This window comes from Geminicoccaceae bacterium (assembly GCA_020638465.1).
Classification (GTDB): Bacteria; Pseudomonadota; Alphaproteobacteria; order Geminicoccales; family Geminicoccaceae; genus JAGREO01.
Window position 1 is genome coordinate 1,540,475 of sequence record JACKIM010000001.1, and the last position, 16,593, is coordinate 1,557,067.

At 58.6% G+C, this 16,593-nt stretch carries 13 protein-coding genes; 3 read left to right on the top strand and 10 right to left on the bottom strand.

The window, feature by feature from the left end:
* Window positions 1-49 precede the first annotated feature (49 nt).
* Window positions 50-1,186, top strand: coding sequence for an IS1634 family transposase (locus H6851_07320; protein MCB9943415.1), 1,137 nt, complete (start codon window positions 50-52; stop codon window positions 1,184-1,186).
* Between the two features lie 94 nt (window positions 1,187-1,280).
* Here the strand turns inward: H6851_07320 and H6851_07325 are convergent, their stop codons facing one another.
* The 6 genes from H6851_07325 to H6851_07350 all read right to left on the bottom strand — a co-directional run bounded on the left by H6851_07325 (window position 1,281) and on the right by H6851_07350 (window position 12,193).
* Entirely contained in the window at window positions 1,281-2,945 is a 1,665-nt protein-coding gene (locus tag H6851_07325; GenBank protein ID MCB9943416.1) for an IS1634 family transposase, read from the bottom strand.
* A 160-nt stretch (window positions 2,946-3,105) separates the two neighbouring features.
* A complete protein-coding gene (locus tag H6851_07330) occupies window positions 3,106-4,704 on the bottom strand; it encodes a transposase (GenBank protein ID MCB9943417.1) in 1,599 nt (532 codons plus the stop codon).
* Window positions 4,705-4,978: 274 nt separating this feature from the next.
* A complete protein-coding gene (locus H6851_07335) occupies window positions 4,979-7,081 on the bottom strand; it encodes a bifunctional diguanylate cyclase/phosphodiesterase (protein ID MCB9943418.1) in 2,103 nt (700 codons plus the stop codon).
* A 164-nt stretch (window positions 7,082-7,245) separates the two neighbouring features.
* Window positions 7,246-9,351, bottom strand: a complete 2,106-nt coding sequence (locus H6851_07340) for an ABC transporter substrate-binding protein (protein MCB9943419.1) — start codon at window positions 9,349-9,351, stop codon at window positions 7,246-7,248.
* Window positions 9,352-9,503: 152 nt separating this feature from the next.
* Entirely contained in the window at window positions 9,504-10,880 is a 1,377-nt protein-coding gene (locus tag H6851_07345) for a GGDEF domain-containing protein (GenBank protein MCB9943420.1), read from the bottom strand.
* A complete protein-coding gene (locus H6851_07350) occupies window positions 10,871-12,193 on the bottom strand; it encodes an MFS transporter (protein ID MCB9943421.1) in 1,323 nt (440 codons plus the stop codon). The genes H6851_07345 and H6851_07350 overlap by 10 nt, the downstream gene beginning before the upstream one ends.
* Before the next feature lie 305 nt (window positions 12,194-12,498).
* On the opposite strand from H6851_07350, the gene H6851_07355 reads away from it, so the two are divergent.
* Window positions 12,499-12,891, top strand: a complete 393-nt coding sequence (locus tag H6851_07355) for a hypothetical protein (protein MCB9943422.1) — start codon at window positions 12,499-12,501, stop codon at window positions 12,889-12,891.
* Here H6851_07355 and H6851_07360 read toward each other — a convergent pair.
* The 3 genes from H6851_07360 to H6851_07370 all read right to left on the bottom strand — a co-directional run bounded on the left by H6851_07360 (window position 12,881) and on the right by H6851_07370 (window position 15,077).
* Window positions 12,881-13,963, bottom strand: a complete 1,083-nt coding sequence (locus H6851_07360) for an FAD-binding oxidoreductase (GenBank protein MCB9943423.1) — start codon at window positions 13,961-13,963, stop codon at window positions 12,881-12,883. The genes H6851_07355 and H6851_07360 overlap by 11 nt on opposite strands.
* Before the next feature lie 66 nt (window positions 13,964-14,029).
* Window positions 14,030-14,143 (bottom strand): DUF1499 domain-containing protein, encoded by a 114-nt coding sequence (locus tag H6851_07365; GenBank protein ID MCB9943424.1) that lies wholly within the window; start codon window positions 14,141-14,143, stop codon window positions 14,030-14,032.
* A 7-nt stretch (window positions 14,144-14,150) separates the two neighbouring features.
* Window positions 14,151-15,077: an SMP-30/gluconolactonase/LRE family protein gene (locus H6851_07370; protein MCB9943425.1), complete on the bottom strand. Its 927-nt coding sequence runs from the start codon at window positions 15,075-15,077 to the stop codon at window positions 14,151-14,153.
* 131 nt (window positions 15,078-15,208) lie between these two features.
* Between H6851_07370 and H6851_07375 the strand changes: the two genes are divergently transcribed.
* On the top strand, window positions 15,209-15,703 hold the full coding sequence (locus H6851_07375; GenBank protein ID MCB9943426.1) for a low molecular weight phosphotyrosine protein phosphatase: 495 nt from the start codon (window positions 15,209-15,211) through the stop codon (window positions 15,701-15,703).
* Here the strand turns inward: H6851_07375 and H6851_07380 are convergent.
* Complete coding sequence (locus tag H6851_07380; protein MCB9943427.1) at window positions 15,693-16,592, bottom strand: SMP-30/gluconolactonase/LRE family protein; 900 nt, start codon at window positions 16,590-16,592, stop codon at window positions 15,693-15,695. The genes H6851_07375 and H6851_07380 overlap by 11 nt on opposite strands.
* Between the last annotated feature and the right edge of the window lies 1 nt (window position 16,593).

A 16,593-nucleotide genomic window follows, 5' to 3' on the forward strand; every position in this document is an offset into this window, starting at 1 on the left:
AAATGTTGAATTTGGTTTTCGTCGGTGGTGGATTTTCGTCGAAAAACATGTGGGCACACGAATTGACGTTTTCTGGCTTTTCGGGACGTTCAAGCATGCTATTGTCGTGGGCATGTACTTGCGAACGACCAGGCGGCGGAACAAGGATGGCAGCGAGGTGCGCTACTTCGCACTCGCCGAGAACAGCCGCCATCCTGAAAAAGGCCATGTCGAGGCCCGGGTGGTGCATAGCTTCGGCCGGGCCGACAAGCTGGACCGGGCGGTGCTCAAGCGGCTGGTGGCCAGCATCCGCCGGGTTCTGGTGGAGGAGAGCGGCGGGCCGGCGGTCGAGGGCCGCAGCGCTGACGGGATCGAGATCGAGGCGGTTTTCGAGCTCGGTGTTGTCCATGTGGTCAAGGCGCTGTGGGAGCAGTTGGGCATTGGTGCGGCGATCACCTCCAGGATCGCCACCCAAAAACTGAAAGCGCCGCATCTGGCGGCGTTGCTGGCGATGGTTGTACAGCGTCTGGCACGGCCGGGTTCGAAGCTCGCCTGTCATGAGGATTTTCTGGAGCGGGTATGGCTGCCGGAGGCCAAGGATCTCGCCTTGGGGCAGCTTTACCGGGCCCTCGACCTTCTTGCCGAGCATGGCGACGCCATCGAACGCGAGGTGTTCTGGAACAGTGTCGATCTGTTCAAGCTGGATGTGGATCTGGTCTTTTATGATGCCACCACCGCCTGGTTCGAGACCGATGAGGAGGATGTTGCCCGTCACGAGTGGCGCGGGCTGCAGTTCGAGCCGCTTCGAAAGCGTGGTCATTCCAAGGAGGGCCGGGACAATGACCCGCAGATTGTGATTGCTCTTGCCGTCACCCGCGAAGGCGTGCCGGTCCGCTCGTGGATATTCCCGGGCAATACGCCTGATGTCACCACCGTGCAGAAGGTCAAGGACGATCTGCGCGAGATGCGCCTGGGGCGGACGCTGTTCGTCGGCGATGCCGGGATGTACTCCAAAGCCAATCTCGAAGAGTTGGCCAAAGGTGCCGGGGGCCTGTCCGGAATTTCGTGTACGGGCGATGAATTGATCATGATTTTCAGGCGGCCCGGAGGCGGTCTTCGAAGAGAATGGCGAACTGGGCCTTGGCCATGGCCCATTCGCGTGGCGGCATTCTCCACTCCTTTTCGGCCAGGCGCGAGTTTGCGGTGAGTGGAAAACGGGATGAAAAAGCAGTGTGATTCCAGCGCATTGCAGGAGGGTGGGATTCGGCGTGTGCCTACAGGAATTGGCGGTGCGGGTGGGGTCAGCTGACGTCGAGGATCGTCTTGGGGGTTGATATATCGAGTTTTTTCAGGATATCGCGAGTTTCCGGGCGGATTTTGCTGGCCTGAACAATGGATTGGCCCTCGGCGGTGTAGCGGACGGCCTTGACGGGTTCGAGCGCCACCTGGATCTGTCGCCATGTCATGTCCGTGGCGATTTCGGCGGCGCGCTGGATCATCAGTGCGAGGACGCAGAGTTTGACGTGGGCTGTGATGCGGTGCGGCATCCAGTGGAACATCGGGCGGACTTCGAGACCGGTGGTCTTCATCCGGCGAAAGCAGCTCTCCATGATCCACATGCCCTTGTAGCCGAGCGCGATATCGGCGACCGAGAGCGTGTCGTCATTGGTGGTGAGCACGAACTTGCCGTCGAGATGCTCGGCGCGCTTGATTTTCGCCTGATCGAGACAGGGGCGGCCTGCTTCGTCCTGGCTGAGCCAGGGGCCATGGCGTTTGGAAGCCAGCAGCTGGCAGGCCCGCTTGGGATGGTCCTTTTTGAGCGCCGCCAGTTCGGCCTTCAGCGTCTCCAGAATTTCGGCACGATGCCATTTCTGCCGGTTGGCTTCTTCCTCGTTCAGACAAAGGATATAGCGCCGCCGCCTTTCGCCATCTCCGGCGATGACCTCCTTGGCGCGCAAATTCGGCGCGATTTCGGCATAGCGGCCTGGATGGGAAAGAACCTCGTCCTTGACTTCCTTCACCCGGCGGATGGGCGTGGCGAGAATGTATTTGCCAGCACCCTTGGAAAGCTCTTCGAGATTGGCTTTGGAGTACATCCCGGCATCGCCGACGAACAGCGTCCGCCCCAGGCGCATCTCGCGCAGATCGTCCTTGACCTTCTGCACGGTGGTGACATCAGGCGTATTGCCCGGGAATATCCACGAGCGGACCGGCACGCCTTCGCGGGTGACGGCAAGAGCAATCACAATCTGCGGGTCATTGTCCCGGCCCTCCTTGGAATGACCACGCTTTCGAAGCGGCTCGAACTGCAGCCCGCGCCACTCGTGACGGGCAACATCCTCCTCATCGGTCTCGAACCAGGCGGTGGTGGCATCATAAAAGACCAGATCCACATCCAGCTTGAACAGATCGACACTGTTCCAGAACACCTCGCGTTCGATGGCGTCGCCATGCTCGGCAAGAAGGTCGAGGGCCCGGTAAAGCTGCCCCAAGGCGAGATCCTTGGCCTCCGGCAGCCATACCCGCTCCAGAAAATCCTCATGACAGGCGAGCTTCGAACCCGGCCGTGCCAGACGCTGTACAACCATCGCCAGCAACGCCGCCAGATGCGGCGCTTTCAGTTTTTGGGTGGCGATCCTGGAGGTGATCGCCGCACCAATGCCCAACTGCTCCCACAGCGCCTTGACCACATGGACAACACCGAGCTCGAAAACCGCCTCGATCTCGATCCCGTCAGCGCTGCGGCCCTCGACCGCCGGCCCGCCGCTCTCCTCCACCAGAACCCGGCGGATGCTGGCCACCAGCCGCTTGAGCACCGCCCGGTCCAGCTTGTCGGCCCGGCCGAAGCTATGCACCACCCGGGCCTCGACATGGCCTTTTTCAGGATGGCGGCTGTTCTCGGCGAGTGCGAAGTAGCGCACCTCGCTGCCATCCTTGTTCCGCCGCCTGGTCGTTCGCAAGTACATGCCCACGACAATAGCATGCTTGAACGTCCCGAAAAGCCAGAAAACGTCAATTCGTGTGCCCACATGTTTTTCGACGAAAATCCACCACCGACGAAAACCAAATTCAACATTTTCAACAGCTTGCTGACGAAGATCGTAACCGGTGCAAAAGTCCGGGCGATCAGACCTTGGCGGCGGTGACGAGCTGGGCGAGTGGTGGGATTTCTGTCGTGTATGGTACGGCGAGTCGGTGGCCGAGGAGCTGGAAGAAGGAGACGTCGAGTTTCTGGCAGGTTTTCATGCAGCCGAGCAGGGTATCGCGTGCCTGACGGCCGGCATCGGACCAGGTGCCGCCGGAGATCTTGCGTTTGGTGACGTGGCAGCGGATGTCGTTTTCCGAGCCGTTGGTGTGCAGGGGGATTTCGGGTCGGTCGAGGACCAGGAGGAGTTCCGGTTTGCGGGCATGCAGGCGTGCGAGCAGGCGATCGAGGGTGGCGAAACCGGTCTTGCGCTTGAAGATGCGGTCGAAGCGGGCACGGAGCTGGGCAGCTCGCGACCTTTGCGGGGCTTGTTTGTAAGCCTTGAGATCGGCGTAGAACCACCAGACGAGCTGGCGGAGGAGATCGATGGCACGTCTTTGGCTTTCATTGAAGCCGACGAGCTTGTGGATCAGGCGCTCGGCATGAACCCAACAGAGTGCATGTTGGCCGACGCGGAACTGTCCGGCGCCATCGGAGACGATGACGGTATCGTTCAGCAGACCGTGGTGGTGGATGCTGCCCCACAGTGCGGCCTCGGTGGCGATTTTGACCGGGTCGGGGTGAACATCGAGTTGATCGATACCGAGTTCGCCCAGATGGGCCGAGAAGGCGCCGCGATCGGCGAATGTCCTGGTGTCATGCGCCTCCAGCCGGGCGATCACGGAGCCCGCCAGCGCATGTTTGCGCATGTAGCTGAAGGCGTCGTCATTGAGGACATAACCGCCATGACCGGCGCGCAGCAGTTCGAGAAAATTCACCCGGCTCTTGGAAAACGTCGTCGCGAAGTGGGTGAAGCGGTCATCGCCGATCTGGGTGGTGAAGCCGTTTTTGGCGCCATGCCGGGCGCCGGTGTCATCGACGGTGATCCATTTCGCGCTCTCGAGACCGGCGCGGAACAGCTCCGTGGCCTCGTCATGCAAATCGCCTGGATCATTGTTCAACAGCCGGATGACCTGGCACTTGGAAATGACGATGCCGATCTCGTTCAGCATCGCCGTCAAGCGTTCCGTCGTGACCTGGCCCTGGACGTGCTGCAGAATGATGAACCGCACCAGTTCAGGCCCGAAATGCCCGCACAAGCCCTGGGGCAACGGCGCTGTCACCGTTCGCCCGTCCGGCGTCATCCAGCGCTCCCGGCGATAGCGGATCACCCGGCTCTCCAGCCGCAGATCCTGCACGACAAAATCCTCATACCCCTTGAACCGCGAGCCGGGCGGCGCCTCAACCCCGAGCTTCTGCTCCTCGCTCACCACAGGAACCCGCCGGCTGGCCTTCGACGAACCACCCCGCTTGCCCTTGCCGCCTCGCTTGCCTGTGGCCGTCGATGTTCCGGCCTTCGCTGCCATCCCCGACGGTTTGATCTTCGGCCGCCCTTTCAGCCCCTTGAGCCGGGCAATCTCATCCCGCAATGCTGCATTCTCCGCCTCCAGCAAAGCGACGCGCTCCAGCAGCGCCGCAACCAAATCGCGGAGATCATCAAGGCCGAGTGTGGCGAGGTTGGTGGCATTGGGCTTGGACATAACAAACTTGAATCACGTCCCATCGCTCTTGGGAATCGAGAACATATTCTTATTCCATGCGCGCAGATCAAGCCTCAAAAATCCAGTCCGCCCGGACTTTTGCACCGGTTACCGAAGATCGCCGAAAAATCACACCAAACATGCCCATTCACCGCAAACTCGGGTCAAGGAGGGCTTGCTCCCGCCCGCACCCGTGATTCTGGAGACCGTCACCGCCTCCTGAAAGTGACCGGTGACAGGATATGGGCGAATGGCAATTTTCGTGGCATTGATATTATCTGCGGGCGACGCTCAGGTCTTGTGGATAGTTGCTGAATGCTGAACTCCAGTATTCGATATCCATCGCCTCGCCGAAGTAGAATCCCTGTCCGAAATCGCATCCCATGTTGAGCAGGCAGTTGAGGTCCCTTGACCGTTCGATGCCTTCGCATATGGTATCCATTTCCAGCTCTCTCGCCATGCTGATCAGATGACGTACGATTGCGATATTCTCATTGCTTTCTGATATCTTGTCGACCATCGACTTGTCGATCTTGATGGCATCGAACTGATTTCCCTTCAGGTGCGAGAGGTAGGCAAGGCCAGCCCCGAAATCGTCGAGGAAGATGCGGGTATTGGTGCGGCGAAGTTCGGCCAGGCGAAGGGCGACACCTGATGCTGAACGATCAAGGGCGACATTCTCCGGAACTTCAAGGATCAGCCAGTTGTTGTTCGGATCCGCATTGATAAGGCCAATTCTTTCATGCAGTCGCGAATCGAAGAACATCGACTCTTCGATATTGATAGTGATGTCGATCTTGCGACCCAGGAGATTCTCCAGACGCAGATGGTCCTTTTGCACCTGGTTGAGCATCTCCCAGGTGATTCGCGCGCTGAAGCCGAGTCGCATCGCCTCTTCGAGCCAGCGTTCGGGCAATAGCGGATCGCCACGTCCCGTGGTGATCCTCACCAGCGATTCGAACATGACGATCTGGCCAGTGCGCAGATTGACGATGGGCTGGTAGTAGGCGCGCAGATGGCCGCTATCGAGCAGCCGGGTCAGTTGCCGTTCCTCCTGGTCGATGCCGATGGCTGTCAGGTCCGAAGTTTCCGAAAAATGCTGCCACCGCAATCCCGTGTGCCTTTTCGCGTCCCGGAGCGCACGATCGGCCGCCGCGAATACGGTATCGAAACTGTCATATTCCGATGTGACTCTCACAACGCCCATGCTCAGGTTGACTTCAAAGAAACTGTCCGACCAATGGATGGGCTCCTCGAACTGTTTGAGGATCGATGCAATTGTCTCGTCCAGTTGCTTTCGCGTGACGCTTTCGGGAAACACGATCATGAACTCATCGCCCCCGATGCGGAAGGCGATGCCGCCAATTTCCGCGAATTCCGACAAACGCCTGCTGGTGACGCGAAGCGCCTCGTCTCCAGCCCGGTGGCCAAAATTATCGTTGATCGGCTTGAAGTAATCGAGGTCGGCGAGAACGGCCCAGCCGACCCTGTTCGGGCCATTGTTGTTGAACGTATGGGCGAGGATGGCGAGCAGACAGTCACGGTTTCCCAGTTTGGTCAATCCGTCTATCATTGCTTTCTGGGCGAGAAGAATGCTCTCGTTGAATGCAATTTCGTGGTATTTTAGAATCTTCATTCGAATAGGTCTCATGACATAGTAAATCGTAATTAATATTATCAACAAAGACAATCCGATAAATACAATATTCATATGAAATATCGTTCGAAAAAAATTCTTATGATAATAAATAATTTCTTGAGTATATTCTTGAAGCTTTGAGCTTACAAATAAAAAATATATGGTGAGTGCATCGCCGTGAAAACTTCTTTGAAATTCTCCGTCGCCAAGTTCGATGAATTTTCTGACGCTTTCGATGATTATCCCGATTTCATCGACGATGGCGGCCTTCTCGCGTCGTATGTCCTGCCACGGCGATGTATATTCGGAAAGGTATTCGAATACTCCGAGACTATCGGGAAGGCTGACGAAACGGGCATGAACTTCGAGAAATTTCTCGTAGTCGATCTTCAGATCGCGGAAGATCGATTCGATGTCATGCTGAGAAAAGTTTCTGCTGTCATTCGTCGTGATGAAGAATCCGACTGTTTTCCCCAGATTGTTGAGGGCCATGTTTTCTTCATAAAATACGTCATGTATTTCTTTCGAATTTTGATAGGCTTGATAGGTTCCGGAAAGCAGTATCAGGCAAACGATAAAAACCATGATCGCAGCAATGACGGTGATCACGCTGCTCTTGAAAATGATGGCCGATTCGGGACGGGTTCTTGCAATCCTGAGAAATTTTACGGCAAATTCTTCGCTGAATTCCGCATTCCTGAAGAATGGCCAGAAATCGTCGTTCGGACTGTTCATCATCTAGGGTATTGTGTGAATTGGGCTGGAGCGACCGCGTATTGTCGACGAGCCCGACGGGTCGCGCAGGGCAACCGGAAGGGAGTGACGATATCCGCACTCCGACCATGACGCAGCGTCGTCTTGTGCCCGATGCGAGGCACTATAACAAGGGTATATCATGACGTTCACTTGCGTCCGGCCGACATGCCAATCGATCCGGGAAGCATTCCGGGAAATCGTTCGTACTCCTTGACCTGCTGCTCGGCGGGAACAAAGAGCCTTTCGCGGAGTGCTGCCTTTTCCGCCCATTGAAAGGCGTAGACCGGCGTTCCTGGCTGGATGTTTCGCAGTCGCTTGTTGACGATGAGACCGCCCGGATAGACGGTGAGCCCCACCTGATACACATTTTCGGTGAAGATCTTCTGATAGAGACTGGCCAGTCTGGTGGCCTCGGCAAACGTATCGATTTCGTAGAATTGCCGGATGATGCTGACAAGGTCATTTTCGAAGGGCAGGAGATCGAGCGTACCATCGGAGCCTGCCTGATGCCACAGGTGAGTGCGTGGGCCGATGGGCGCCAGGCGCCGCGTATCCTGGATGAAGGTGATGAAATCGCGTTCGCCGCGATAGATGGACCACTCGAACTTGCCGGCGAATTCCAGTTCGCCAGCCGGTCCATCGACGCAGGCATCATGGAGTTTCAGGCCGACTTCGTCGAGCATGCCGATGACGAGCCCGGCCAGTACCGGTTCCATGGCGCGCGGTGTGTTGCAGGTGACATTGATCTCGACATTTCCCGGAATGTCGAATTCGGCGGGATAGTTGAGATATCCATCACCGTCCGTGTCAAAGAGCCCCGCCTTGGCGAAATTCTCCTTCGCCAGTTCGGGTGAGTAGGGATAGTAGACGGTCGAATCCGCGTCCCCGAAGATCGAATCGACATATATGCCGCCGGGATAGATGGCCGCGAGATTCGCGAAGCTGATTGCCTTGTTCAGCCTCTCTCTATCGATCGCATGGGTGACGGCCAGCCGGAATTCGAGAATTCGATTGAGCTTGCGTATGGCCCTGGCCCGCCGGTCGGGATGACCCCAGTCGTTTCCGGCATAGTTGAAACCAATGAAATAGCCGATGGTCCGTGGTCCGAAATTGATCCGTGCGGGTGAATCCGGCCGCGTGCTTTGCTCTATCGCTTCGGCGAACAGGGGAAGGTTCTCAAGATTGGACCAATCGGCCGTGCCGTTGACCGCCCTTTCGGTACGGTCGGTCCATGTCGAGAACCGATAGTGGACTTCGTCCATATACGGTAGCTGTTGTCCCGTTTCGTCGACTTTCCAGTAATACGGGTTCCTCCGGGCGATCAGAAATTCATCCGGGGTATAATCGACCGCAACGTGACTTCCCAGAACGGGAAAGTTCATCATGTCGACAGGAAAGGCCCCTTGATAACTTTCATAGGTCATGTCCTTGTTGTACCGGGGATGTTTCGACTTCATCACATGGCTCGGCCCGGGGCAGAATGTCGGGTAGGCCATCGCGAACAGGACGCGTGTCGGGCGGGTTTCCCTGAATGTCCATTTTATCTCGTAGGCACCCGTCGCTTCGAGCTTCGTATCGATTCCGAACGTCTTGGGATCGGTGGTGCCGGAAATCTCGCTGGCGATATTGGGGTCGAGGATATGATCCTCCCAGAGGAAGAGCACGTCCTCGCTGTCGAAAGGATCGCCATCGGACCATTTGATTCCCTCGATCAGTTGCATCGTCAGTTCATGGCCGTCATCGGACCACTGCCAGCTCCTGGCGAGATTGGGCAGGGGTTCGAGGTTTTCCCCCTTGACCTGGTAGAGCGGTCCGGTTGCGGTCAGGCACTCCCAGAAGTTCATTTCGGTGCCGCCAAACCCCAGATGCTGTCCGGCCGGCTTGTTCCAGCCCTGAGGACGCCCGCCCGTCACGTGGCGCAGCGTGCCGCCATAGACACCGATACCATCATACATGTTGCGGCTGTTGTAGATCAGCGGTTCCTTCGGCAGGCGCTCCGATACGGGGGGAAGAAGTCCGGTCTTCACGTATCGCTCGGTAACCCATGCGGGTTCGCGGTATTCCGGCAGGCTGCCGATGTGGAGAATATCCGTGGGAGCGACGAACTCCACAGGGTCCTGCCCGAAAACCGCAGTCGATCGTGGCAGGGGGAACGTTTCGGCAAAGGCGGGCAATGCTGCTGTGACGGATGCCAGTATTGCCATGAGCATTGTATTGGACAAAGAAATTCCGTTATTCATGGAAGCCTCCATGTCGGCATTTTGACCGGACGTTGTCCTTACGCATGATACTGTGCAATTTTTAAATTATACTGTCACGTACTCTTTGAAATGCCTCGCCTTTGATGATGACCGCTCTCAATATCCTTGTGCCGGACTGCATCGGAAGATCTTCGTCGGGAGATTTATAATTGATGAGGTTGCAGGTCGACCAGTGCCGGAATGGCCGATCGAGCCACTCCCGGGCTCTTTCGCACCAACTTGCGGTGGCGCTTGTTGGTATAGAGATTCTTGTCGGCTCGCTCGTAGCAGGAAATCGCCGTCGGATCGGTACGCGAGCCCTGGGCCAGGCCGATGGAAATACCCATCCGGGTATTCCCGAAAACATTGGCAAACAGATTGCGGAACATGGCCTCCGCGCCTGTCTGGAGTTCGCGCGCCATCCGTTGCAGTCGTGATGTGTTGAGTTCGAAACCCGAAAAGATCAGGCAGAATTCATCGCCTCCCAGGCGGTAGCCCTTGATGTCATCCGATGTCATGCTGGTGATCAGCTTGCCTAGGGCCTGCAGATAGCGATCTCCCACGGCGTGCCCGAGGTGGTCGTTGACTTTCTTGAAATTGTCGACATCGATGATGCCGAGGGTGTACTCGAACGATGCGTGCGCCTGTAGCTGTGCCTGGCATGCATCGAGGTCGCGGTCGAAGATGTGGCGATTGAGAAGGCCGGTGAGGGGATCGATGAAGCTGCGTTCGATCTCCTTGGCGATTTTCGGCATGACGATGGTGGAGCCATGCAGCTTGGCCCGATGCGTCCTCGGGAAGTCGATCTGGTGGCAGATGGTCCTCGTGAGGGCAAGGTCTCCCTGACCCGTCCACACCCTGTAGGTCACGTCATATTTCGTGCCCTCATCCATTGCGGCATGGCTGGCTCGCTGGATGGCCTGGCGGTCTTCGGCAAAGATGGTCTCCATGTGGACAAGGGGATTGCTGAAGATGTCCGGGTCGTCGGGAAGCCCGAGGAATGCGACCTGGTCTTCCGAGATTTCCAGTATCCCCGTGTCCTGGCTGAACGACCATTGGAATATCTTCAGGTTCTTCATCATGTCGACGGTGAAATCGACGGCCGGCGGGGAAAACGACGGCAGCTCCGACTCGCGTTCCGTCCCCTGATACCTGAGGTGGTTGATCGTCGCGATGAAGTAGCTCTGGTCCTCGTTCAGGCACGGGCGATATTCGTAGAGGATAATGGGTCGATCGTACGGATCGAGGGAAAATTCGCCAAGCCGCTTGGTGTGTCCGCGACGCAGGTGAACCTCGTTGAACGACGCGCTGAACAGGGCGGGCATATGGAGTGCCACATGTTGCCGGTGCGTGCCGATCCACTCCCTTTGGGCATCCCCTGATAATTTCCTGGCGAGCCATGGGACGCACCACAGCAGATGGTGGTCGTGCGAGAATTTCATCAGGGGTGTCAGGACATCCTGCCATCCGAGGCGACGTATGTCGTCGGGCAGGTCGGGCGGGGCATGGAAGAGCTTCTTCTCTTTGAATATTATGGACATGATGCAATCCCCCGGGTGCCACGTTTCGTTGATGACAGGGGTTGTCGTGGTTCGCCACAATCAACTCCATGGCGCGATTTGCCGTCTCCGGCGACAGATGGAATGCCTGAGGCAGCGGTGTCCGATGATGTCATCCCGGAAAGAACCAGCGCAACCCCCACGGCAAGTTCCACCGCGGCGCAGACGATCACCGCCGTCATGAGCAACGGGATCGGATCGTTACCCATGATGACTGCAAGGGTCTGGATGGCCGCCGCCGACACCAGGCCGACGGTGCAAGTCATCACGCCGACGCTCGTGCCGGACATCCCCGGCACGAGCCACATGCACCAGTTCGGTGCGATGGCAAGGATGATGCCGCATGACATGGCAAAGATGCCGGCCGGGAAGAACAGGGCGGCCGGATGGTTGAAAAGCTCCACCGAGGTGAGAAAGACGGGGACTGCGACGACCGAAAGGGCGATGGCCAGAAGCGCCAGCAGGCTGTCACGACCGGGCATGGGAAAGCGTGCCGGAATGATGCAGCCGATGGCCATCGAGGTGGAAAGAACCACCCGCCACATGCCGATTTCACTCGGCGACAGGTGATGAACGTTGCTTGCCCACTGCGGGGTCCAGATCGCCTCTGCCAGGATCAGGGTCGAACTTGCCGTATGAAGGATGACCACCAGCGCGAATGCCGGCATCAACAGGACGCTGAACTGCTGCTTCAGGGGCACGCGGCATGCGTCGTTGTCGGGCATGACCCACGCCGTCGCGCGGGAAGGCAGGAAGTGCCGGCGGTTGAGGATGATCAGGCAGGGCAAGGCGAGCAGGGCCTCGATCACGAATATCAGGCGCCAGCTGTACAATTCAGTGATCCATCCGCCCATCACGGGGGCCACAATGCCGCTGGCGATCATCCAGAAGGCGTAGAAGGAGAGAATGCGCATGGAGCGGCGGCGATCGAACATGATGCGGATCGCGACCCGTGCGGCCGTAAGGCCGGCCGCACTTCCGGCTGCCTGCATGGCCCTGCCGAAAAGCAGCAGATATGCATTGCCGGCCAATGCCGCGAGGATGCCGCTGACGATGAAGATGCCGAGGCCGGCATTGATCAGCGGTCGGACACCGAACCTGTCGACCAGCGCACCGGTGACAAGGCTGGTCAGCGCGATGAGGGTGAGCGCACCCGTATACAGGAATGAAATGGTCGTCTGGGACAAGGAAAGGTCGGCCATCATGGTCGGGACGGCGGGAGACAGGATCCCGAAACCGATCGAGACGAAGACGGAGATCGCTCCCAGCGCCACGATGACGGGGCGGTCGTGCATTTTGTCGATTCCCGCAACAGGACTGTTGTTTTGCCTCGTCACGTTTTCATGCGCTCCTGCACTCGACCCAGATCACACCGCAAAATGGCAATATCAACCTCAGATTTAATTTAATGAGTTCATATCACCTTGTAGGACAAGATCCGCAAGGTGAAACTATTCCTGAACATAAATTGAATTTCGACAATCATCCAATGCCAACATATTCAACGTATGATATTAGACTTGCAACTCATAATTTTGCCAGAACATATATAAAATATGCGAAACTGTGACCGATCGGTACTCCGGATTGAGCGGGTTGCATGAATTTTTTTGAGGAATCTTCAGTATCGTTGTCGATTGTTCAATGCTGGAACTATTTTATTTCCCAAAATGCATCTGACGAGCGAATGTTCATGCGCGAAAAGGGAAAAAAGACAGCTTTCTGTAGCGAATTCAGAAAAAATAAGTTCGCCTACGATTTGTTCGCGCAATTACCATATAAAAAGAAGCGAACAGGATCATCCAGGATGCTGAATTGCGAAGGAAAGAAGCGAAATGTTTCGGCATGCCGCCCCGTCACCTTGACCGGTCGTGCCCATCCCGCCCCGAGCTTGCCTTTTTGTCGCGGCCATGTCACCTGGTCTATCAACCACTGGCTGACCATTGATGATCGCAGCCTGTCGAATTTCTTGAAGTGCAGCCTCAGTCGATGAAGCGCTCGGGCCGCATGGCCTCGACGACGGCCCCGCTCACCAGGGATGAGTTGCCGCCCGAGGCCAATGCTGCGGCGACGATCGCCATGGCCGGTGCTGTCTGGATGCCGTAGCCGCCCTGGCCGGCGAGCCAGAAGAAGCCTCTGGCGCGGGGATCGAAGCCGACGACCGGGCTCTTGTCGCTCGCAAAGCTGCGCAGCCCGGCCCAGCTTCTGCGGATATGGCGAATATCGACATCAAGGGCTTTCATGATCCGGTCGGCGGCAATGGCGATGTCGAGTTCCTCGGGTTGCGCATCGCATGGTTCCGACGGCGTCTCGTCGGCCGGCGAACAGAACAGACCGCCGGACTCCGGGCGGAAGTAGAACTGCTCGTCGATATCGGCGATGGCGGGCCAGCGGCTGCAGTCCGCACCCTGTGGCGGATCGATGATGAAGGCCGTGCGTCGCTTGGGGGTGATCCCGAGTGCTCCCAATCCAGCCATTTCGGCCACCGGATCGGCCCAGGCGCCGGCGGCGTTGATGACGACGGGAGCCCGCATCCGACCCGTCCTGGTTTCCACGGTCCAGCCGCCGTCATCCGCGCTCATGGCAAGCACTTCGCTGTCGGTGAAGAGCATACCGCCCAGCTTGCGGAACCGCCGCAGATAACCCTGCAGGATGGCATCGACATCCATGTCCTCGGCCTGGGGGTCGATGAAACCGCCGGTGACATAATCCTCCTTGAGCTGAGGTACAGACGTGAGGATTTCCGCCGATGTGAGGGCGCGGGCATCGCTGACGAAGGGGCGGACGAGTTCGAGTTCCTCATCGATCCGGTAAAGCTGGTCCTGCCTTGCGATCATGATCATCCCGCGCGGATGCAGCAGCGGCACCTCGCTGAAACCCTCCGGCGGGTTGTGGTAGAAATCCTCGCTGGCGCTGGTCATCGCCTTGATGACGGCGTTGCCGTAGGACTTGAGATAGACGGCCGCCGAACGGCCGGTGGTGTGATAGCCCGGCCGACTCTCGCGCTCGATGATCGCGACCTTGCCGCTGCGTGCGAGCTCCGCTGCGACGGAAGCCCCTGCCATTCCCGCTCCGATGACGATGAACTCGAACTGCAAGTTTCTCTCCCCCGAGGTCGTGTTGCCGACAATTCAGCGCTGGACAAGCTCCAGCAGATGCCCGACCCGCTTCCTGTTCACGCCCATGTCCGAATACCCGAGCTCGCTTCGGCTGTAGACGGCGAGAAGCCGCCCCAATGAAGACATGGGTCGTTCATAGACCCGAGAAATTGAGTTTGAGGCCCGGTCGCCGCCAGTCCATGGCAACCAGCCTGCCACTTTGTGACAGGGTGATGTAGGCCGTGCGCATGTCTGCACCGCCAAAACAGATGTTGGTGGTGTAATGGTCAGGCATGGGGACGAACTCGACCAGATCGCCGGCCGGCGAGATGACGCTGATCCCGCCGTTCATGAGCGTCGCAACGCAGATGTTCCCGGAAGCCTCGACCGCGAGGCTGTCATAGCGTTCGTAGGATTGGCCGGCCGTGTACACCAGTCGTCCGCCATGCGGGCTCGGCCATGCGTGCTTGTTCACCTTGCCGGGGCCGGCAAGGTCGAAGGCCCACAAGCGCCCGCCCTCCGTCTCGGCCACATACAGCACCTTTTCGTCAGGCGACAGGCCGATGCCGTTGGCGCTGATGAAGGGCTGAATCACTTCGGTGATCGAGGACCCGTCCGCGGCGGCGTAGTAAATCGCGCCGTAGTCGAGGCTGCGTGCGCGACGCTTGCCCAGATCGGTGAACCAGATACCTCCTTGCCGGTCGACCACCAGATCGTTGGGGCCTCTGAGACTGTGGCCATTGCCAATGTCCGAGTACAGTGCGCGAACGCTACCGGTCTTGCCGTCGACGCGCTCAAGCCTGCCGCCGGAGTAGTCGATCGCTTCCACGGTCGGTCGTATTCCCGATTCATCCTTGTGGAATTCGAAGCCGCCGTTGTTCGTGACGTAGAAGGCACCGTCCGCACCGACCGCAAGCCCGTTGGGCCCGCCGCCGGTTTCGGCGATCACCGACGTGTCGCCATTCCTGCCGACACGGGTGATTGTCCGTCGTTCGATCTCGACCAGGGCGACGCTGCCATCGGGCATGGCCACCGGGCCTTCGGGAAATCTCAATCCACTGGTGATTTCGCGCATGTCCATCTCCTCCCCCTGCACCCGTTCACGGTATCGGCTGCACGTAATCGTGAAAAGCCCTTGTGACGGGCTTGACACGCGAAAAGCCCCCTGCACCCTGTCGCCGCATGGATGAAGTGAACGGGAAGCGGAAGGCGATGGCGTCGGATCAGCATGCAATTCTCGTTGTCTGCACGGGCAATATCTGCCGTTCGACCATGGGGGAATGGATGTTGCGGGACATGGTTCGTGCCCGTGGGCTCGACCTGCACGTTGCGAGTGCCGGAACCAGTGCGGAAGAGACTGGCAACCCTGCCAGCCGCTATTCGGTGGAGGAGGCGCGACGGCGCGGTTATCGGGTCCCCGATCATTCCGCCCGGCAGGTGCGCGACGAGGATTTTGCCATCTTCGACGTCATGCTCGGCATGACCCGCCGTCACATGGATCTGCTTGAGCGTCGCCGACCTGCCGGCGTGACGATGCTTGTTGGACACTTCATGGAACATTCTCCACGCTGGCCGGGTGAGGATGTTCCCGATCCATGGGGCGGCAGTCGCGCCGATTATGCCCATGCGGCCGACATGATCGAGGACGGCGCGAAAGGGCTGGCGCAATGGTTGCTGCAACAGGTGTCGATGCCGGTTAGACGCTGAAGCGGTTTTCTCCACAGCCGCGAATGTTGGTCTCGATGGCGAAGAGGCTTCCCGCCAGGCGGTCTCCGGGTGCCCGGCGAGCGCTGGCGGTGGTGATGAAGAGCGTGGAGAGGTCTTGCCCGCCGAATGTGCAGGTGGTGATGTTGAGGACGGGTATGTCGATGACCTGATCGACACTGCCATCGGGAGCGACGCGGACGATGCAGCCGCCACCGTAGCGGCAGTTCCACAGATAGCCGTCCGCATCGATGGCCGATCCATCCGGCAGGCCGCGGTCGAAACCGGAGAAATGCGAATGCTCGTTGGCAATGGCTCCTGTCTGCGGGTCGACATCGTATGCGCGGATTTCGTTGCGCAGGGTGTCCCCGCAGTAGAAGCGCCGGCCATCGGCACTCCAGCACAGCGTATTGGTGATGCCGATGCCATCGCGCCACTGTCGGGGACTGTTGCCGGAGCGGATCGAGAACAGCCGGCCGAGACCGTCGACCAGGTCCAGGTCTTCGCCATCCGACGCGACGTTGTTGCCCATCGAGCCGATCCAGAACGTGCCGAACGGATCGCTGCGCCCATCGTTGAAGCGGGCGGCGGGATAATCGTCGAGGGCGAAGCCATGGTCGCGGCGTTCGTCGGTGGCAGGCCACCAGTCGATCAGCCGGGAGCCCAGAGCCACGAGCCAGCGGCCCCTTTCGGTGGTGAGAGACAGGGCGACTACCGGTTCCTCGAACAGCCAGGACCGGGTCAGGCCGGTACGGATGTCATGGCAATGAATGAGGAAGCGGTTGATATCGGTCCAGTAGACCGTGCCTTCTTCATCACACCACGTTGCGGCTTCGCCACACCAGTCGCCTTGCGGTACCACGCATTTCGGCTCGCCGATGACAAGACCCATG